The following is a 19423-nucleotide window of genomic DNA, read 5'->3' as shown; positions in this document are numbered from 1 at the left end:
GATCAGTTCGGCAGGGAGCGAACGGCTTCGGCGAAGGCGTCGCCGCGGGCTCCGTAGTTGGCGAACATGTCCCAGGATGCGCAGCCAGGCGCGAGCAGCACGGTGTCCCCGACCTGTGCAAGCTTCATCGCCTCCCCCACCACGATCTCCATTGCTCCAGTGTCCGTTGCCTCGACGACGATCCTCGGGACATCGGGTGCGTGTCGCTCCAGAGCTTGCGCTATCACTTCCTTGTCCTGCCCGAGCAGGACGACAGCACGCAACCGGTCGCGCGCGGCGATCACCAGATCGTCGAAGGTCGCGCCCTTCGCCTGACCGCCGGCGATCCACACGACGTGCTCGTAGGCGAGCAGCGAAGCCTGCGCGGCGTGCGGGTTCGTCGCCTTCGAGTCGTCGACATAGTTGACCCCGGCAACTTCAGCGACCTGGGCGATCCGGTGCTTGTCCGGACGGAACCCGCGCAGCCCGTCCCGGACCGCGGTCGCGGGTACGCCGAACGCCCGCGCGAGGGCGGCCGCGGCCAGCGCGTTGGCGACGTTGTGCGGTGCCGGCGGGGTGACGTCGGCGATCGTCGCCAGCTCGAGCGCGGACGTGGCCCGTTGCTCGACGAATGCCCTGTCGACGAGCAGGTCGTCGACGATGCCGAGCATCGAGAGCCCCGGCGTACCGAGGGTGAAACCGATGGCCCGGCAGCCCTCGATCACGTCGGCTTCCTCGACCAGGTGCTCGGTCGCGGGGTCGGCGACGTTGTAGATGCAGGCCACCTGGCAGTTCTCGTAGATCTTGCCCTTGGCGGCGGCGTACGCCTCCAGCGAACCGTGCCAGTCGACGTGGTCCGGCGCGAGGTTCAGTACGGCGGCGGAGTGCGCGGACATCGAGTGCGTGAAGTGCAACTGGTAGCTGGACAGCTCGACCGCGATCACGTCGTACGGCTCCGGGTCCATGACGGCCTCGAGCAGCGGCAGCCCAACGTTGCCTGCGGCAACAGCCCGGAGACCGGCTGCCTGCAGGATGGCCGTCAGCATCTGCACGGTGGTGGTCTTGCCGTTGGTGCCGGTGACGCACAGCCACGGCGCGGCGTTGGCCGGATCCCTCAGTCGCCAGGCGAGCTCGATCTCGCTCCAGATCGGCACGTCCCGCTCGGCCGCCTGCGCGAGCAGAGAGGCGTGCGGCGGTACGCCGGGCGACGTGACGACGACGTCGACGTCCTTCGGGAGGTCCGCCGTACTGCCCGGGCCGAGCGTGATCGTGGCGCCGAGCGTCTCGAGGATCTGGCCCTTCTCGCGCAGCGCCTCGTTGTCGCGGTCGTCCAGTACGACGACGTGCTCGGCGCCGGCCTGGATCAGCGAGTCGGCACAGGCGTACCCCGCCGTACCGAAGCCAAGGACGACGAACCGGGTGGTCGCCCAACCGTCGTCGGTGCGGGTCGTCAGACTCATCCGGTCACCCACTCCGCGTAGAACACCCCGAGACCGATCACGACGCACAGGCCCTGGATGATCCAGAACCGGATCACCACGTTCACCTGTTCCCAGCCGAGCATCTCGAAGTGGTGATGCAGAGGCGCCATCCGGAACAGCCGTTTGCCGTGGGTGATCTTGAAGTAGCCGACCTGCAGGATCACCGACGCGGTGATCACCACGAACAGACCGCCGAGCAGCAGTACCAGCAGCTCGGTCCGGGTCATCACGGCCATCCCGGCCAGCGCGCCGCCGAGCGAGAGCGAACCGGTGTCACCCATGAAGATCTTGGCCGGCGACGCGTTCCACCACAGGAAGCCGAACAGAGCACCGGTCAGCGCGGCGGCGACCACGGCGAGGTCGTGCGGATCTCGCACCTCGTAGCACCGCGCGCCGACGCCCTGCGCGGTCGCGCAGCTCTGGTTGAACTGCCAGATGCAGATCAGCGTGTAGGCGCCGAACACCATCATCGACGCGCCGGTGGCCAGACCGTCCAGACCGTCGGCGAGGTTCACGCCGTTCGACATCCCCGCGATCAGCAGCAGGATCCAGATGATCACCAGGACGGCCGGCAGCTCGAGCCAGCCGATGTCGCGGATGAACGAGATGAACGGCGACGCCGGCCGCTGCCCGCGCTCGTCCGGGAACTGCAACGCGAGCACCGCGAAGACCACCGCGACCAGGGTCTGGCCGGCCAGTTTCGCCTTGCTCCGCAGGCCGAGGCTGCGCTGCCGGAAGATCTTGATGAAGTCGTCCAGGAACCCGACCGCACCCATCCCGGCGAACAGGAACAGCACCAGGACGGCCGACGCGGTCGGCTCCGTCATCGTGAACAGCTTCGCCGCGAAGTACCCGACGATGGTCGCGATGATGAACACGGTGCCGCCCATCGTCGGCGTACCGCGCTTGGTGTGGTGCGACGTCGGGCCGTCGTCGCGGATCTCCTGGCCGTACCCGCGTTTGGCGAGCAGCGTGATCGCCCAGCGGGTGCCGAGCAGCGTCAGCACCATCGAGACGGCGCCGGCGAACAGGATCGAGATCACTGCACGTCCTCCGCGACCAGGGCGTCCGCGAGGCTCTGCAGCTTCGACCCCTTCGAGGACTTCACCAGGACCAGGTCACCCGGCCGCAGCTCGGACCGCAGCAGCTCGAGGGCTTCCGGGATCGTGTCGACGTACATCGACTCGTTGCCCCAGGACCCTTCCAGCGACGCACCGAGATGAATGGGTTTCGCCCCGGCGCCGACGACGACGAGCCGGTTGACGTCGAGCCGTACGGCGAGCCGGCCGATCGCGTCGTGCGCGTCCCGCGAGGTGTCGCCGAGCTCGAGCATCTCGCCGAGCACGGCCCAGGTGCGGGCCTCCCGCGACCGGCCGATGGCGACCAGCGCCTTCAGCGCGGCCCGCATCGAGTCCGGGTTGGCGTTGTAGGCGTCGTTGATGATCGTCACGCCGTCGGCGCGCTCGGTCAGCGCCATCCGGGCCTCCGAGACCCGGGTCGCCGAGTTCAGCCCGGCGACGAGCTGGTCCGGCGTCAGGCCGCAGGCGATGCCGACGGCCGCGGACGCGAGCGCGTTCGAGACGTAGTGCTCGCCGAGGAACTGCAGCTGTACGTCGCCGCTGAAGTCGCCGATGTGCAGCGTGAAGGACGGCCGCCCTTCGCCGTCGAGCTTGATGCCCTCGGCGCGGACGTCGGCCTCCGGCGCCTCGCCGAAGGTCAGCACCCGCTCCTTGGTCCGGCTGCGCATCGCCGCCACCCGGTGGTCGTCTGCGTTCAGCACCGCGATACCGCCCGGGGTCACCGCCTCGATCAGCTCGCCCTTGGCCACCGCGATGTTGTCCTGGGTGCCGAAGAAGCCGATGTGCGAGGTGCCGACGTTCAGCACCAGACCGATGGCCGGTGGCGTAATGCTGCTCAGGTAGGTGATGTCGCCGTTGTTCCGTGCGCCCATCTCGGCCACCAGGTACTTCGTCTGCTCGGTCGCCTGGAGCGCCGTGAGCGGGTGGCCGATCTCGTTGTTGAACGAGCCTTCCGGCGCGATGGTCTCGCCGTACGGGCGGATCAGCTGGGCGATCAGGTCCTTGGTGCTGGTCTTGCCGGACGATCCGGTCAGGCCGATCACCGTCAGGTCCGGTAGGCGGCTGACCACGAGCCGGGCCAGGTCGCCGAGGGCGCGCTGGGCGTCGTCGACGACGATGCACGGGCTGCCGTCGAGCGGCCGCGTGGTGAGGGAGGCGGTGACGCCGGCCGTGGTCGCCGTACCGACGTAATCGTGGCCGTCGACGTGTTCGCCGGGGAGGGCCACGAACAGCCCGCCCGGTCCGGCCGCGCGCGAATCGATCACCACCGCGCCGTCCACGACCGCCGACGGGTCGACGCCCGCGAGCTCACCGCGCACGGCGTCGGCGATCTCGCCGCAACTGACAGGGATCACCGGTCTGCCTCCAACAGCTCATGCACGGTTTCGCGGTCGTCGAACGGGTGGATCACGCCGCTGATCTCTTGGCCGGTCTCGTGGCCCTTGCCGAGCACGATGACGGTGTCTCCTGGACCGGCCATCGCGATCGCGGCGGCGATCGCCTGCCGGCGGTCGCCGATCTCGTGCAGGTCGGCGTCCGGGACGGCCTGCCGCGCCCCCTCGAGCGCGGCGGCACGGATCGTCGCGGGGTCCTCGCTGCGCGGGTTGTCGTCGGTGACGATCACGACGTCGGCAGCCCGGGCCGCCTCGGCGCCCATCGCGGGCCGCTTCCCAGGGTCCCGGTCGCCACCACAGCCGACGACCGCGAGCAGCCGGCCCTTGGTCGCGCCGCGGGCGGCCTTCAGCGCGAGCGCGATCGCGTCCGGTGTGTGGGCGTAGTCCACGATCACGGCCAGGCCGTCCTCGCGGGTGAACGTCTCCATCCGCCCCGGGATCGTCGCCGTCCGCAGCCCGGCCGCGATCGCGGCCGCGGGGACGTCGAGCTGCCGCAGCATGGCCGTGGCCAGCAGCGCGTTGGACACGTTGAAGTCACCGGGCAGCGCGATCTCCACGGTCAGCGACTCGTTCGGTCCTTGAATGTCCAGGACGGTCGTGCCGTGCTCGGACCGGTGCCGGTTGGCAACCGTCCAGTCGGCCGGTCCGCTGGTGGACACCGTGACCAGCGGTACGACGGTCTGCGCGGCCAGGCGGCGCCCGTACTCGTCGTCGATGGTCACCACGGCCACATCGCAGCGCTCCGGGGTGAACAACGAGGCCTTCGCGGCGAAGTACTCCTCGAACGTCTTGTGGAAGTCCAGGTGATCCTGCGTCAGGTTGGTGAACCCCGCGACCGCGAACCGGGCACCGTCGACCCGGCCCATCGCCAGGGCGTGGCTCGACACCTCCATCGAGCACCACGCGACCGCCTGCTCGCGCATCACCGCGAACAGCGCCTGCAGGTCGGTGGCCTCCGGGGTGGTCCGGACGCTCTTCACCACCTCGTCGCCAACGCGCGTTTGAATCGTCCCGATCAACGCTGCCGGCCCGAGCTCACGCAGTACCGCGTCCAGCAGGAAGCTGGTGGTCGTCTTGCCGTTGGTACCGGTCACGCCGAGCAGATGCAGCTCGCTGGTCGGCTCACCGTAGATCCGGGAGGCGACCGCGCCGAGCACGCTGCGCGGGTTGTCGGTCACCAGCACCGGGAGACCGGTTGCCGCGGCCCGCTCGGCGCCGGTGGGGTCGGTCAGTACGGCGACAGCGCCGGACTGCTGCGCCTTCGCGACGTACTCGGCGCCATGCGTGACCGCTCCGGGCAGAGCCGCGTACAGGTCACCGGGGAGAACAGAGCGCGAGTCTAGGGAAACACCGGTCACCCGTGCCGGCGTCGTTGCCGGTACAGGTGCATGGGCGACGCTCGCCAGGTCGGCGAGGCTCACCGGCACCACGTGCCGGGGCCTGATCGCTGCGACCGCGCCGCCTGCGGCGGAAGGGGTGGACACGGGCCCTGAGGCTACCGCTCCGGACCCTGTGACTCCCACCTGACCCGGCGTCACCAGGTCAGGGGGATGTTCGGCTGCTGCGCCCCTGACGGTGGGACGACGTACTTCTGCAGCGCGTAGCTCATCACGTCTCGGAACACCGGCCCTCCTTGGAAACCTCCACCCCGCGCACCCTCGGGATCGTGCAGTACGACGTACGTCACGAACCGTGGGTTGTCGGCGGGAGCAAATCCGGCAAAAGAGGTCGCCCACTTGCCGTACTTGCCGGTCTTCGGATCGACCTGCTGCGCGGTACCGGTCTTGCCGGCCACCAGGTACCCGTCGATCGCGGCCAGCGGTGCGGTGCCGCCCTTCTTCGAGGTCACCGCCTCCATCATCGTGGTGACCTCTTTGGCGGCCTTCTCGCTCACCACCCGGCGCGCGGGCGCGGTCTGGTTCGGGGTCACGGTGCCGTCGGCGGCGACGTAGTTGCGGACCAGCTTCGGTGGGACGAACACGCCGCCGTTGGCGACCGCGTTCACCGCGGCCGCCTCCTGGACCGCGTTGACCGAGAGGCCCTGGCCGAAGGCGACGTTCGAGCGGGTCAGCTCGGGCCACTCGTCGCCCGGCGTGAGCAGGCCCTTGGTCTCGCCCGGAAAGTTCAGCCCGGTCGGCTCCCCGAAGCCGAAGTTGTGCAGGTACTTCACGAACTGCGCGATCGGCATCTGCTGGGCGGCGATGATCGTGCCGACGTTCGACGACTTCGCGACGACACCAGAGATGGTGAGCCGGAGCGGGCCGTGGTCCCAGTGGTCCTTGATGATCCGGCGCTGCACCTCGATGCTGCCCGGCACCGCGATCTTGGTGCTCAGGTTGATGTACCCGGCGTCGGCGAGCGCGGCCATGGTGACCACCTTCTGCACGCTGCCCGGTTCATAGGAGCGCTCCAGGGCCGGGTTGTTCAGGTCCTTGGCGGTGTACTTCTTCGCGTTCGGGTCGAACGACGGGTAGTTGGCCATCGCCATCAGCTCGCCGGACTTCACGTCCATCACGATCACGGTGCCGGCGCTGGCGTGGTACTGCGTGACGGCCTGCGCGATCCGCCGCTCGGCGAAGAACTGCAGGTCGCGGTCCAGGGTCAGCTGGACGCTGACGCCGGGCTTCGGCTCCTCGACGGTGTGGTTCGCGTTCGGGATCGTGTTGCCCTTGGCATCGACCTCGTACATCGCCTTGCCGTCCTGGCCGGACAGCTTGTCGTTCAGGCCGTACTCGAGCCCGGACTGGCCCTTGCCGTCGGTACCGGTCACGCCGACGACCGTCGACGCGACGCTGCCGTTCGGGTGGCTGCGGACCGGGTCTTCCTCGGTGTAGAGGCCGGCCAGGAGCGGGGCCTGCTGTTCCTTCGGCTTGCCCTTGTTCTGCGCGGCGATGGTCGCGTTCGCGGCCTTGATCTCGGCCTGGATCGCGGTCCACGTCGTCGGCGGGACCTGGCGGGCGAGGCGGGTGAACCGGCCCTTGCCGGTCAGGTCCGTGACGAGCTTGCTGGTCGTCGTGCCGGGCACCTTCGCCGCGATGATCGCGGCCAGCTGCTGGGCGACGGGCTTGGTCTGCGACGGGTCCGCGGTGATCGCCACCGCGTCCTCGGACACCGCCAGCTCGACGCCGTTGCGGTCCTCGATCGTGCCGCGCGAGGCATGCAGGATGAACGGCCGGGTGTTCTCCTTGGTCGCCGCCTGGGCGTAGCTGTCCGGGTCCACCCCTTGCAGCAACACCAGCCGCCCGGCGAACAGCGACAGTACGAACGCCATCACGCCGAACGTCAGCCGCAACCGAACCGCCGGCCGCCCCAACCGCAACATCCGCGGCGGCTTGACCACCCGCTTCTTCTGCGGCCGCGGCTTAGGCCTGTTCTGCGGCGGCCTGTTCTGCAGCGGCCGCTTCCGCGCCTGACTCTTCTTGGCAGTCTTCGTCGCAGTCTTCTTCGCAGTCTTCTTGACCGGCGCCTTCCGCCCCTCCACTGCACGGCGAGGCGCCGGCCGAGCCGACCCACCCGCCTGCGCCTTGGGCGCCTGCTTGCGAGGAGCAGCTGCCTTTCGACCACTGTCCGGGGCCGGACGACGCCTCCGCTCACCCGCCTCATTCGCAGCCGAGCGGCGCGGAGTGCGAGTCTCCTCCTGGGCCTTGCGGAGGAGGCGGTCGCGGGTGGACTCCGGACGCTCGGGATTGGCCCGGGTGCTGTCCGTAGCGGATCGACGACGGGGCTGGGTGGTGCGAGGCGGCGTGCCTCGGGTGCCACGGTTGCGTGGTGGCTCGTTGCCCCGTCGGTCCGTCATCCGATCATCCCCCGGTGGTCGTGGCGGGCGGCTTCTTCGTCGTAGTGGTCCCGGTCGGCGGCTTCGTCGTACCGGTGGGCGGCTTCGTGGTTCCCGTGGTGGTCTTGACCGAGGTGGTCGGCTTGACGACCGGCTTCACCACCGGCTTCACGAGCGGCGGTTTGGTGGCCTGGCCGGTCGGTGTGCCGGGGCCGAACATCGCCGTACCGGTGCCGGCCTTGCCCTCCTCGGGCACGCCCAGCACCCGCCCGTCGGACAGCCGCAGGAAGACCGGGTTCGGGTTCGGCACCATGCCCATCCGGAGCGCCCGGTCGGACAGGTTCTGCGGCGACTCCAGCGTCCGGACCTGCTTCTCCAGCGACTCCTGCTGGTCCCGCAGCTGGTCCGCCTGCGCGTTCAGCTTGGTGATCTGGAACGTCCCGCTCTGCAGCTCCGTGTTCAGCAGCAGCAGACCGACCAGACCGGCCGCCAGCAGCGCCACCACGAAGATGACGAACGGCATCCGCGGCGGCCGGAACGGCGCGCCGTACACGACCCGCAGCCGCGGCTCCGCCTTCTTCGCGGGGACCGCCGGCGTGACCCGCGCCTTCTGCGGGCTGAAGACAGTACTCATCAGGCCACCAGTCCCTTCTCCCGGATCCGTTCCGCCGCCCGCACCCGCGCCGAGGCAGCCCGCGGGTTCGCCGCGACCTCTTCCTCGGTCGGCCGCTCGGCACCCCGGGTCAGCAGCTTCAGGTACGGCTCATGTCCGGCCGGAATCACCGGCAGGTCGTCCGGTACGTCGCTCTTCGTGCCGGCCGCGAACACCTGCTTGGTGATCCGGTCCTCGAGCGACTGGTAGCTCATCACCACGATCCGCCCGTGCACCGCGAGCGCCGCGAGCGCGGCCGGCAGCGCGCGACGCAGTACCTCGAGCTCCCCGTTCACCTCGATCCGCAGCGCCTGGAACGTCCGCTTCGCCGGGTGTCCCCCGGTCCGGCGGGCCGCCTGCGGGATCGCGTTCCGGACCAGCTCGGACAGCCGCGCGCTGTGCGTGAACGGCTCGGTCTCCCGCTCCCGGACGATCCGGTCCGCGATCCGGCGGGCGAACTTCTCCTCGCCGTACTGGAACAGGACCCGGGCCAGGTCGGCCGCGCTGTAGGTGTTGACGATGTCGGCCGCGGTCGTCGGGCCGGTCGGGTCCATCCGCATGTCCAGCGGCGCGTCCTGTGCGTACGCGAACCCGCGGTCCGCCTCGTCCAGCTGCATCGAGGAGACGCCGAGGTCGAAGAGGATGCCGTCGATCGCCGGTACGTCGAGCTCCGCGAGCACCTGCGGCAGCTCGTCGTACACGGCGTGCACGAGCGTCATCCGCTCCTGGTACGGCGCCAGCCGCTCGCCGGCCAGTTGCAACGCGGCCGGGTCCCGGTCCAGGCCGATCAGCCGGACGTCGGGGAACTGCTGGAGGAACGCCTCCGAGTGACCACCGAGGCCGAGGGTCGCGTCGACGACGACAGCGCCGGGACGCGCGAGTGCGGGAGCCAGCAGCGCGACCACGCGCTCCAGCATCACCGGCACGTGCCGCTCCGCTGCGTCCATCCTCGACCCTTCTTGTCGCCCGCGGGAGCGACCCTGCCCCCGCAGGTCATGTGTGGGTGCGGAGACAGCACCGTCCGGTCAGATCGCGGGTACGCCTCCCGGGGAAGTACCCGAGGGTCTTGGCGCCGGGGAAGTGGCGCCAACACTCCAGGTCGGAAGTCGGACCCGTGATCTCACCGGACGGTCGGTGTGTCCTCGCACTCTGTTCAGCTGTCGCTCTGGTGTTGCTCGCTGCCGCTCTGGTGTTGCTCTGGTTGCGGTCAGAAGATGCCGGGCAGTACTTCCTCGGAGAGATCGGCGAACGCCTGCTCCTGCTCCTGCGAGTACCTGTTCCAGTTCTCCGTGTTCCAGATCTCCACCCGGTTCATCGCCCCGATGACGACGCAGTCGCGGTCCAGTGACGCGTAGTCGCGCAGCATCGGTGGGATGGTGACCCGGCCCTGCTTGTCCGGCACCTCGTTGGAGGCTCCGGCGAACAGCATCCGCAGGTAGTCCCGGGCACCTTTGTTGGTGATCGGGGCCTGTTTCAGCTGCTCGGTCAGCTGGACGAACTCACGCTCCGGCCACACGGACAGCGAACGCTCCTGTCCACGCGTGATCACCAGGCCGTCGGCCAGTTCGTCCCGGAACTTCGCCGGCAGGAACAGCCGCCCTTTGTCGTCGAGCTTGGGGAAGTGAGTTCCGAGGAACACGCTCCACCTCCCCGTTGCGGACTCTCCGTCTCAGGCGAGCTGTCTTTCCACCACTTCAGTTCCACTGCGCTCCACCTTACTCCACTTTGCACCACCGTCAACCAACTTCGCCCCCATTCGCCCCACGCGCCGCCTGAATCCGCCGCCTGCGCTCCCGCGTGTCGCTGCCGCCTCAGGCGTTCGACCCGCGCTGATCTCCTCCACTTCGCTCCCCCGGGGCGTCCGGGGCGTCGGCGTTGAACCATCGGGGCAAGATCTGCGTGAACCAGAGGGGAAGTCCGAGCGTCGTACGCGGCACGCGCGACTTTTTCCACCCGTACGCTGGGAGGGACGACTTCAGATGACCCGCCGTGAGGGCGTGCGCCAATGAGCACCGAAATGCCAGGTAACGAAATTTCTGCCGGTCTAGGCCCGACCCCTACAGCGGGTGAGAATGTGTCGGCCGTCAACGAATGGGGAGGACCGAGTGTGAGCACCACCGCGACCAGCTCGCCGCTGGCAGGAGCCGGGGACTTCGACGAGCTGTCCGAGGTGGCGGGACGCGTCCGCCGGGCGATCGAGCAGGTGATCGAGGGCAAGCCCGACGTCATCGAGGTCGCCGTCACGGTCCTGCTGGCCGAGGGCCACCTGCTGATCGAGGACGTACCGGGCGTCGGCAAGACGATGCTGGCCAAGGCGCTGGCGAAGTCGATCGACTGCAGCGTGCGCCGGATCCAGTTCACGCCAGACCTGCTGCCGTCGGACATCACCGGCGTCTCGGTCTTCAACCAGGAGATCCGCGACTTCGAGTTCAAGCCCGGCGCGGTGTTCGCGAACATCGTCGTCGGCGACGAGATCAACCGCGCCTCGCCGAAGACCCAGGCCGCGCTGCTGGAGTCGATGGAGGAGCGCCAGGTCACCGTCGACACCACGACGTACCAGCTCGAGGCGCCGTTCATGGTCATCGCGACCCAGAACCCGATCGAGATGGAAGGCACCTACCCGCTGCCCGAGGCGCAGCGCGACCGGTTCATGGCCCGGGTCTCGATGGGCTACCCGGAGCCGGCCGCCGAGCTGCGGATGCTGGACGGGCACGCGGCGGACGACCCGCTGCTCAGCCTGCAGGCCGTCACCGACGGGCAGCAGATCCTGCGCCTGGTGAAGACGGTCCAGTCGGTGCACGTGTCGGAGTCGGTGAAGGAGTACGCCGTCGCACTGGTCGGCGCGACCCGGCGGTCGCAGGAGCTCCGGCTCGGCGCCAGCCCGCGGTCGACGCTGCACCTGATCCGGGCCGCCCGTGCGGCCGCGGCGCTCGACTCGCGCGAGTTCGTGCTGCCCGACGACATCCAGGAGCTCGCGGTACCGGTGCTCGCGCACCGCGTGCTGCCGGCGGCTGAAGCGCATCTCGGTGGGCGCGGAGCAGCCGACATCATCTCCGGTCTGGTGTCCTCGGTGGCACTGCCCCGCAATCGCCGGGACTGAGACATGCGGCAGGCACTGCGCGGACTGACCACGCGAGGGCGGGCGTTCGTCGCGGCCGGCGTCACGGCATCGCTGTGCGCGTTGCTGCTCGGGCAGAAGGACCTGCTCCGGGTCGGCATCCTGCTGCTGGCGTTGCCGATCGTCGCCGCGCTCGTGGTCGGCCGGACCCGGCTGCGGCTGCAGGTACGCCGCAGCCTCGCCCCGGACCAGGTCCCGGTCGGCGCCCAGGCGACCGTGGAACTTGCCCTCAGCAACCAAGGCCGGATGCCGGCCGGGCTGCTGCTGCTCGAGGACCGGATCCCGTACGTGCTCGGCCACCGGCCGCGCTTCGTCGTCGACCGGGTCAGCCCGAACTGGCGGCGGACCGTGACCTACCCGGTCAAGTCCGACGTCCGGGGGCTGTTCCAGGTCGGGCCGTTGATGCTGACCGTGGCCGACCCGTTCGGGCTGGTCGAGACGAGCCGGACCTTCACCCGCAGCCAGCACCTGCTGGTCACCCCGCGGGTGTACCGGCTGCCGGAGATCCGGCTCGGCGCGGACCGGGCCGGCTCGGGCGAGAACCGGCCGCGGGCGATCGCGTCGGCCGGTGAGGAGGACGCGACGGTCCGCGAGTACCGCGACGGCGACGACCTCCGCCGGGTGCACTGGCGGTCGACGGCCCGGCGCGGCGAGCTGATGGTCCGGCGCGAGGAGCAGCCGTGGCAGAGCCGGTGCGCGATGTTCCTGGACGCGCGGACGGTCTCGCACCACGGGCACGGTCCGTCGTCCAGCCTGGAGTGGGCGGTCAGTGCGGCCGCCTCGATCGGTACCGACCGGATCCGGCGTGGGTACGTGACCACGCTGCTCGGTGGGCCGACCACGCTGTCCGCGATCAACCACCGGTCGTCGACGGCGGTCCACCAGCCGTTGACGTCGCAGCAGCTGCTGACCGAGTGCGCGACCGTCGAGGAGCACAAGTACGCCGAGATCGCGCCGCTGCTGACCGTCGACCGGAACATGCAGGAGCCGAGCCTGGCGATCGCGATCGTCGGCGCGTGCAGCACCGATGACGTCATCGCCCTGAACCGTTGGCGGACCAGCCAGGCGACCGGTGTCGCCCTGCTGCTGGACGCCGCAAGCTGGGCGGTCGGCGCCGAGGCGACCGAGAAGGCGGCCCGCCTGACGGCCGCTACGGACGCCACCGAGAACGAGCTGCGCCGCAACGGCTGGCGAGTCGCCAGAGTCCGCCGCGGCGACCACATGCCCACAGTGTGGTCCAGCCTGGGACTACGGAGCGGAAGAATCGCATGACCGGTCACGCAAGGATCTCCATCGCCGCGTGGGTGGCGACCGTGCTGGGGTCGCTGGTGCTCACGCCGGTGTTCTCCGGGCCGTTCCTGTTCGTCAGCGCGTTCCTGTGCGCACTGATCACCGGGATCGGCGTCGGCCTGCAGAACCTGCGCGCCCCGCGGCTGGTCGTACCGGTCGTTCAGCTGCTCGCGCTGGTGGAGCTGCTGTCGCTGTTCTTCCTGCACGGCACGATGAAGTTCGGCCTGATCCCGTGGAAGGGCACGGCGATCGAGTGGAACGCGCGGATGGTCGACGCGATGGACTCGATCAACCGCTTCAGCGCGCCGCTGCCGCAGGACTCGCACCTGACCATGTTCGCGGTCACGGTGATCTCGGTGACCGGCCTGCTGGTCCACATCATCGCCGTACAGCTGCGGCAGGCCGCTTGGGCCGGGTTGCTGCTCCTGATCATGTACACCGTGCCGGCCGCGACCGTGCACGGCGGGCTCCCGGCATTGCTGTTCATCCCGCCCGCCATCGGCTACATCGTGCTGCTGTCCGCGGAGGGCCGCAGCCGGCTCAGCCGCTGGGGACGTCGCATCTCCGGCGTCTCGCACCTGGACGCGGCCGAGCCCGTGGAGGCGTCCGCGCTCGGGCAGGCCGGCCGACGGATCGGGCTGACCGTGGTCGCGCTCGCGGCCCTGCTGCCCGCCTTGCTGCCGGCCTTGCCCGAAGGCGTGATCGGCAACGGCCTCGCCGGCGGCGGGACCGGGACCGGGATCGGTGCGTCGATTTCGTCCACCGACCCGATGCTGGACATGGGCAAGAACCTGAAGCGCGGCGACAACGTCGTCGCCCTCCGGTACAAGGGCGGCCCGACCGGCGGCAGCTACCTGCGGCTGACCGCCCTCGACCTCTTCGACGGCAACCAGTGGCGGATCGCACCGCGGCAGGAAGGCCGCAAGATCAACGGCGACCTGACACCGCCGCCGGGTTACAGCGGTGACCTGACCAGGGCCAAGCAGAACAGGATGGAGATCGACGTCGACCGGAACTTCCGGTCCCAGTTCGCGCCGGTCCCCTACCCCGTGCACTCGATCTCGCTGAAGCGGGACTGGCGGTTCGACGCCGGCGCGCTGGACATCGTGTCGTCGAACGGCTCGGTGGTCGGCGGGAAGAAGTACAGCCTCACGTCGTACGACCTGCAGCCGACGCCGGAGCAGCTGCACGCGGCGATCTCCAGCGGCGAGCCGGACGAGTACACCAGCCTGGTGCCGCCGAAGACGCCGAAGAAGATCCGGGACCTGGCGAACCAGCTCGCGGAGGGCGCCGGCGGCAACAAGTTCGAGGAAGCCGTCCAGATCCAGAACTGGTTCCGCAGTACCGGAAGCTTCACGTACTCGACGCAGAACGCGCCCGGCAGCGGGATGAAGGCGCTGGAGCAGTTCCTGACCGTGAACAAGACCGGGTACTGCGAGCAGTTCGCGACCGGGATGGCGCTGCTGGCCCGGATCCTCGAGATCCCGTCCCGGGTCGGGATCGGCTTCCTGCCGGGGACGTCCGGCAAGGACGGCGAGTACACGGTCCGGATGCACGACATGCACGCGTGGCCGGAGCTGTACTTCCAGGGTGTCGGCTGGGTCCGCTTCGAGCCGACACCGGCCGCCCGCGCGGTGAACACGCCGGCCTGGACGGTGCCGTCCCAGGACTCGACGAACCCGACGACCCAGCCGTCGCAGGCGCCGGTCACCCCGGGCGGGCAGGACACTCCGGGCGTCGACAAGCCGCAGCACGACCCGAACCTGCCGATCGACAACGGCGTCGCGGTCGTTGGCTCGGGCAACTGGTTCACCAACGGCGGCGGACAGGTGATGGCCGGCATCCTGGCGCTGCTCCTGCTGCTCTCCATCCCGTGGCTGGCACGAGTGCTCCAGCGGCGACGGCGGTTCGCGCGTCCGCCGGGGCGGGCGAGCGCTGAAGGTCTGTGGGCCGAGATCCGGGACACGTCCCGCGATCTGGGGCTGGACTGGTCCGAGATCGCGACGCCGCGGCAGACGGGTCAGTGGCTGGTGACGAAGCTCCCTGAGTCGGCGCATCCGGCTGCGCTCGGGCTCGCGCGCGGCATCGAGGCGTTGCGGTACGCCGGTACCTCCGCGGCCGCGGTCGATCTCCGCCCCGAGACAGCCGAGGTCCGCAAAGCCCTCTGGGTCCAGGTCCCCCGCCGCCGGCGGGTGCGGGCCCGCTTCCTGCCGCCGTCCTGGCGCTGGTACCTGAGCCGCGGCACGAACGAGGCCTCCGACCTCCTGGACGAGTTCGACCTACTGCTCGCCCGCCTTCGCTCCCTGGTCCTCCCCAAGGGCCGCCACGCCAACAGCTGACCCCCGGCCATGGGCGGGTCAGTGGGGCAAACGAACACACCCGCGCCTGGGGCACGGGTGTGGTGAGTGGGCGTTTGTCAGAGGTCTTCGTCGCGGCGGCGGCGCCAGCGGTCTTCCATCCGTTCCATGAAGCTGCCGGACGAGTCGTGCTTGGTCCGTCGCTTGGTCGGTGGCGGCGGCGGGATGTCGTCGGACTCCCCGGCGTTGCTGATCCGCTTCATGCTCAGCGCCGCGATGTACAGGCAGGCGACCATCATCACGAAGCCGATCACACCGATGATGGTGTTGGGGATGATCGCGCCGGTCATCAGTACCGCGATGCCCAGCACAAATCCGACGCCGGCAAGCACTGCCCGGCGCTTGTAGTACAAGCGCACATTGGTCCCACGCATGGCGGAAACGAACTTCGGGTCTTCCGCAGCAAGGGCACGTTCGAGCTGCTCGAACTGGCGCTGCTCTTCTTCCGAGAGGGGCACCGTCGATCCCTCCATGATGAGCGCGATCTCGATAGGCCGCCTCCAGTCTAGGACGCGGCGGTCCCACACGAAACCCTGACCGCCTGTCCAGCGCGTCACGGTCCGGCAACTGCCCCGCATCGGGCGGCCCAAACCCGTTCACCCCGGCGTGTCGCTCACAGCTCCCTCACAGCAAACGTCGCTGGCGACCCGAACCGTCACAGCCCGTCACTGCATCTCAGGCTGTGACCCACGCCACCTGCCCGTTCGGGCAAGGTCAGCGGGTGGCGAGGATGTGCAGCTGGGTGGCCAGCGCCCGGAACGCCGGGTGTTGACTGGCGGCGCGCTCGAGCTCGGCCAGCGAGTCAGCCGCCCCCGGCTCGGAGTCCACGAACGCGGACGGGACGAGATCGGCGAACGTCCGTACGCCGTGCACGGTGTGCACCATGAACCCGGCGTCGGCGAGCTGCGCCGTGATCCCGGCCTCGTCGAACCGCCGCGGCATCGGATCGGTCGCGCCCCAGCGCCCGTGCGGATCCTGCAGGGCGATCCGCGCCTCGGCCAGGTGACCGGCCAGCGCGCGTGCCAGCACCACCGCGTTGCGCTGGGCAACCAGGAGGCTCAGCACGCCGCCCTCCCGCAGTACCGAGCCCATCGCCTGCAGCGCCTGCACCGGGTCGTCCACGACCTCGAGCACGCCGTGGCAGAGGACCGCGTCCGCACTCGACTCGCCCGCCAGCCCGGGAAGCTCACCCGCGTCGCCCTGGACACCACGGACCAGCTCGCTGACACCTTCGTCCCGCGCCCGCCGCTCCAGCGACGCCAGCGCGTCCGGGCTCGGGTCGACGACCGTCACCCGATGCCCTTCCACCGCGAGCGGTACGGCGAACCCACCGGTCCCGCCGCCGAGGTCGACGATGTCCAGCCCGGCCCCCGGATCAACCCGCGCCCGGCCGGCCAGCGCAACCCGCAGCGCCTCACCCACCAACGCGGTCCGCACACCCCGACGCCGCCGATCCACCATCAACCCTCCAACGTTCCCCAAGCACCCGCCCCACCGCGCCACACCCTACTTCCATCGGGTCGGCGGCCGGTCCGAGCGTCGGAGTCAGGCAGGCGTACGGGCGATGACGTACAGGCGGCGGGTGGTCTCGCCGCGGGCCTCGATCGGGCCGCGGAGGTACCACTCGACGTCGGTGAGGCCGGCGGACTCAGCGATCGCGATGACCTGCATCGGGTCGTGGAGAACCGTGTGCAGGTCGACCTGGTGCCCGAAGAACTCCTCGACGTGCCGCACCTCGGCACCGGCGTGCAGCGCGATCACCAGCCAGCCGCCCGGGTCGAGCGGGCGGGAGAGCGACGCGATCGCCTCGGGCAGCTCGGAAATGGCCAGGTGGATGAGCGAGTACCAAGCCAGGACCGCGGTCCATCCGGAGCTCGCCGGTGGCCGGCCGAGGCGCCGCAGGTCGCCGACCTCGTAGTTGTGGTCAGGGAAGCGCCGTCGCGCCTCGTCCACCATCAACGGAGAGAAGTCGATGCCGGTGGCATCGACCCCGTGCTCCCCCAGGTACGCCGTCACGTGGCCCGGACCCGAGCCGACCTCGACGACCGGACCGCCGGCCGCGTGCTCGACCACCCTGTCCAGCAGCCACCTCTCGAACGGCAGGCCGTCGAGCTCATCAGCCAGCTGATCCGCATAAGACGCGGCGACAGCGTCGTACGACGAACGCACCCGAGCGTCTCGCGCCTCGCCACCGTCGGCGATCACCGTGTCCCGGTCGACCGCCTCCACCGGGGCGGCTTCCTCCTGTTCCGGGACCGGTCCGAGGAGATGAACCCAGCGGCGGTCGTGCTGTCCGGCGCGGCGCTCGAGCTCGCGCACCAGCGGCTCGGGCCGCTCCGCCATCCGTCGCAGGCAGGCCTCGACCTCCTCGCGGTCCTCGAACTTGTGCAGCCGCTCGGTCCGCGACCGCAACTCCCCCGGCGCTTGCGCACCGCGGAGCAGCAGCACGGTGATCAGCGCGCGCTCGTCGTTCGCGAGCTCGAGCGTCTCGTCCAGGGTCTGGTGGTACTTCAGCGTCCGGCGGCCGGTGTCGGCCCAGACGATCCGCAGCAGGCCGCGGTCGCGCAGCTCGCGCGCGACCTTCTCCACCGTCCCCTGGTCATAGTCGACCACCGGTTCCCGGTTACTCGTCTGGTTACAGGCCGTCCGCAACGCGTTGGCCGTCAACGGGTACGACGCCGGCACGGTCGTCTGCTTTTCCAGCAGACTTCCGACCACCCGCTGTTCCTCAACCCCAAGCACAGGAAGCCCACTCACAGGAAAACCCTAGAACCTCACCGGCCCACCCGGGCCCAGGTGGGGTCACGAGGGGCCATCGGGTGAGTCAGCGAGGTTGGTAGGTGGTGGGGTCGGTGAGGTCGACGGGCTCGAAGCCGGTGCCGTTGCAGGTCGGGCAGAGGGCGGAGTGGTGGGTGCCGCCGCCGGCGCAGGTCGTGCAGAGGCCGTCGTGCCAGGACAGGCCGTTCAGCGATTGGTGTGGGCGGGGGAAGTGGGTGTCCGGCAGGTAGCACTCGGCGCCGGTGGTGCCGTGGACGCGACCGCAGAGGTCTTTGCCCTGGCCTCGCTCGAGCGCGCTCATGCCGGACCTCGAAGTGGTTGGTTCATGTCGGGATACCCCCAGAAGGGTGGGTTCAGCTGGCCTGCATCCAGGATTGGGTGAGGACGGACTGTGGATCGGTGGTGGCGGTCAGGACCGGGGTAGTGGTGAGCCGGAGACTCGCCTCCACCTGGTCGTAGAAGGTCTCGACGGCGCGGATCAGGTCGTCGGCCTCGCGCGTGCTGACGGCACGCTCGAGGCCGGCCTCGGCGGCGGCGCGCTGCGCGGCACCGGCGGCGAAGAACGTGGCCCACTCGCCGAACTCCGGCGCGACGTCGGCGAGGAGCACCCAGGCGTTGCGCTGGATCCGGCGGCCGCGCGGCGAGCGCACCGGCCGAGCCCGGACGGCGAGCACGGCAGCCGCGACCCGGAGCGCCGCGACGTGGGCGCTCGAGTAGCGGAGCAGGTGGTCGCTCGTCTCGGCCGCCTCGGCCAGCGCGGACCGGGCCCGCGACAGCTCTCGGCTCGCCGCACCGGCCGCTGCCGGGGAAACCGGTGAAACGGTCATCGGTCTGTCACCCTTTCGAGTTGCCAGCGGTGGGAGTCGGGGTCGTACGCGAGGTCGAACAGCTCCTGGCGGCCGTGCCGCCCGCAGCCCGCCTCGACGCGGTACACGGACCGCTGGGGTCCCCAGTCCGCGTCCAGCACACCGACGGCCGCCGGCGTGCTGCTCAGTCCACGAGGAGCCGGCTCGCTCCCCGCCGTACAACGCTCGCCGGTGACGCTGGGGGCGAGCGCGGCGTGCGCCGCGGCGCGGGACCGGGTGGTCGCCAGGCCGCTGAGGTGTGCGCGGGCCGCGTGACTCCAGTGCTCTGGGCGACCGTCGCTCGCGGGGCGAGCGTCGGACCCGGAGCCGGCGCGGGGGTCGATGGTCTGGCCGGTGCCGATGATGCCGCGCTCCCACCAGACCGCGGTCTCGGTCCACTGCGACTCGATCGAGCACACCCGCCACAGGCGGCCGCGCCAGAGGAACTGGTCGGGGGTGTCGATGCCGTCCACGGCCACCGTGTGCACCTCGACGGCGTCGTCGAACTCCCACATGCTCCATCGCCTCCTGATCACGTCGCACTGCCCCAGGTCGGAGTCCCGACGGGCCGGTCCGGAGTGGGGGTCGAGGACCACCCCGGGACCAGGCCCGCCGGGACCACCGGTAACCGATGCGGCCGCAACTCCGCACCGGAGCCGTCCAGCTGCCCGACGC

Annotated in this window: 17 protein-coding genes; 3 read left to right on the top strand and 14 right to left on the bottom strand. The window is 70.2% G+C overall.

Annotated features, from left to right (window positions below):
• Positions 1 to 2: 2 nt before the first annotated feature.
• The 8 genes from murD to mraZ form a co-directional block, all read right to left on the bottom strand.
• The gene (murD, locus tag AB0E69_RS36935) at positions 3 to 1439 is read right to left on the bottom strand and encodes a UDP-N-acetylmuramoyl-L-alanine--D-glutamate ligase (protein ID WP_360157499.1); all 1437 of its coding nucleotides are present in this window, start codon (positions 1437 to 1439) and stop codon (positions 3 to 5) included.
• Positions 1436 to 2503: a phospho-N-acetylmuramoyl-pentapeptide-transferase gene (gene mraY, locus AB0E69_RS36930; protein WP_360157496.1), complete on the bottom strand. Its 1068-nt coding sequence runs from the start codon at positions 2501 to 2503 to the stop codon at positions 1436 to 1438. Before mraY ends, murD begins: the two co-directional genes overlap by 4 nt.
• Positions 2500 to 3894, bottom strand: a complete 1395-nt coding sequence (gene murF / locus AB0E69_RS36925) for a UDP-N-acetylmuramoyl-tripeptide--D-alanyl-D-alanine ligase (protein ID WP_360157493.1) — start codon at positions 3892 to 3894, stop codon at positions 2500 to 2502. The genes mraY and murF overlap by 4 nt, the downstream gene beginning before the upstream one ends.
• Positions 3891 to 5417 (bottom strand): UDP-N-acetylmuramoyl-L-alanyl-D-glutamate--2,6-diaminopimelate ligase, encoded by a 1527-nt coding sequence (locus AB0E69_RS36920; protein ID WP_360157490.1) that lies wholly within the window; start codon positions 5415 to 5417, stop codon positions 3891 to 3893. Before AB0E69_RS36920 ends, murF begins: the two co-directional genes overlap by 4 nt.
• 50 nt (positions 5418 to 5467) lie before the next feature.
• Positions 5468 to 7729: a penicillin-binding transpeptidase domain-containing protein gene (locus tag AB0E69_RS36915; protein ID WP_360157487.1), complete on the bottom strand. Its 2262-nt coding sequence runs from the start codon at positions 7727 to 7729 to the stop codon at positions 5468 to 5470.
• Between the two features lie 4 nt (positions 7730 to 7733).
• Positions 7734 to 8342: a hypothetical protein gene (locus AB0E69_RS36910; RefSeq protein WP_360157484.1), complete on the bottom strand. Its 609-nt coding sequence runs from the start codon at positions 8340 to 8342 to the stop codon at positions 7734 to 7736.
• On the bottom strand, positions 8342 to 9307 hold the full coding sequence (rsmH, locus tag AB0E69_RS36905) for a 16S rRNA (cytosine(1402)-N(4))-methyltransferase RsmH (RefSeq protein WP_360157481.1): 966 nt from the start codon (positions 9305 to 9307) through the stop codon (positions 8342 to 8344). Before rsmH ends, AB0E69_RS36910 begins: the two co-directional genes overlap by 1 nt.
• 260 nt (positions 9308 to 9567) lie before the next feature.
• Positions 9568 to 9999, bottom strand: a complete 432-nt coding sequence (mraZ, locus tag AB0E69_RS36900) for a division/cell wall cluster transcriptional repressor MraZ (RefSeq protein ID WP_360157479.1) — start codon at positions 9997 to 9999, stop codon at positions 9568 to 9570.
• Positions 10000 to 10467: 468 nt separating this feature from the next.
• Between mraZ and AB0E69_RS36895 the strand changes: the two genes are divergently transcribed.
• From AB0E69_RS36895 to AB0E69_RS36885, 3 genes are read left to right on the top strand one after another with little or no spacing between them, the layout of a single operon-like run.
• Positions 10468 to 11460 (top strand): MoxR family ATPase, encoded by a 993-nt coding sequence (locus AB0E69_RS36895; protein ID WP_360157476.1) that lies wholly within the window; start codon positions 10468 to 10470, stop codon positions 11458 to 11460.
• Positions 11461 to 11463: 3 nt separating this feature from the next.
• Positions 11464 to 12750: a DUF58 domain-containing protein gene (locus AB0E69_RS36890; RefSeq protein WP_360157473.1), complete on the top strand. Its 1287-nt coding sequence runs from the start codon at positions 11464 to 11466 to the stop codon at positions 12748 to 12750.
• Positions 12747 to 15107, top strand: a complete 2361-nt coding sequence (locus tag AB0E69_RS36885; protein ID WP_360157470.1) for a DUF3488 and transglutaminase-like domain-containing protein — start codon at positions 12747 to 12749, stop codon at positions 15105 to 15107. The genes AB0E69_RS36890 and AB0E69_RS36885 overlap by 4 nt, the downstream gene beginning before the upstream one ends.
• 77 nt (positions 15108 to 15184) lie before the next feature.
• Here AB0E69_RS36885 and AB0E69_RS36880 read toward each other — a convergent pair whose 3' ends face one another.
• The 6 genes from AB0E69_RS36880 to AB0E69_RS36855 all read right to left on the bottom strand — a co-directional run bounded on the left by AB0E69_RS36880 (position 15185) and on the right by AB0E69_RS36855 (position 19263).
• On the bottom strand, positions 15185 to 15682 hold the full coding sequence (locus tag AB0E69_RS36880; RefSeq protein ID WP_360157467.1) for a DUF3040 domain-containing protein: 498 nt from the start codon (positions 15680 to 15682) through the stop codon (positions 15185 to 15187).
• Between the two features lie 157 nt (positions 15683 to 15839).
• On the bottom strand, positions 15840 to 16586 hold the full coding sequence (locus tag AB0E69_RS36875; protein ID WP_360157464.1) for a methyltransferase domain-containing protein: 747 nt from the start codon (positions 16584 to 16586) through the stop codon (positions 15840 to 15842).
• An 84-nt stretch (positions 16587 to 16670) separates the two neighbouring features.
• Positions 16671 to 17882: a DUF480 domain-containing protein gene (locus tag AB0E69_RS36870; protein ID WP_360157457.1), complete on the bottom strand. Its 1212-nt coding sequence runs from the start codon at positions 17880 to 17882 to the stop codon at positions 16671 to 16673.
• A gap of 67 nt (positions 17883 to 17949) precedes the next feature.
• Positions 17950 to 18204, bottom strand: a complete 255-nt coding sequence (locus AB0E69_RS36865; protein WP_360157454.1) for a hypothetical protein — start codon at positions 18202 to 18204, stop codon at positions 17950 to 17952.
• A 52-nt stretch (positions 18205 to 18256) separates the two neighbouring features.
• Positions 18257 to 18730, bottom strand: coding sequence for an SAV_6107 family HEPN domain-containing protein (locus AB0E69_RS36860; protein WP_360157451.1), 474 nt, complete (start codon positions 18728 to 18730; stop codon positions 18257 to 18259).
• Positions 18727 to 19263, bottom strand: coding sequence for a DUF6504 family protein (locus AB0E69_RS36855; RefSeq protein WP_360157448.1), 537 nt, complete (start codon positions 19261 to 19263; stop codon positions 18727 to 18729). Before AB0E69_RS36855 ends, AB0E69_RS36860 begins: the two co-directional genes overlap by 4 nt.
• Between the last annotated feature and the right edge of the window lie 160 nt (positions 19264 to 19423).

It is taken from the genome of Kribbella sp. NPDC026611 (assembly GCF_040638345.1).
In the GTDB taxonomy this organism is placed as follows: Bacteria; Actinomycetota; Actinomycetes; order Propionibacteriales; family Kribbellaceae; genus Kribbella.
This window is presented reverse-complemented; position numbering and strand designations above follow the sequence as displayed.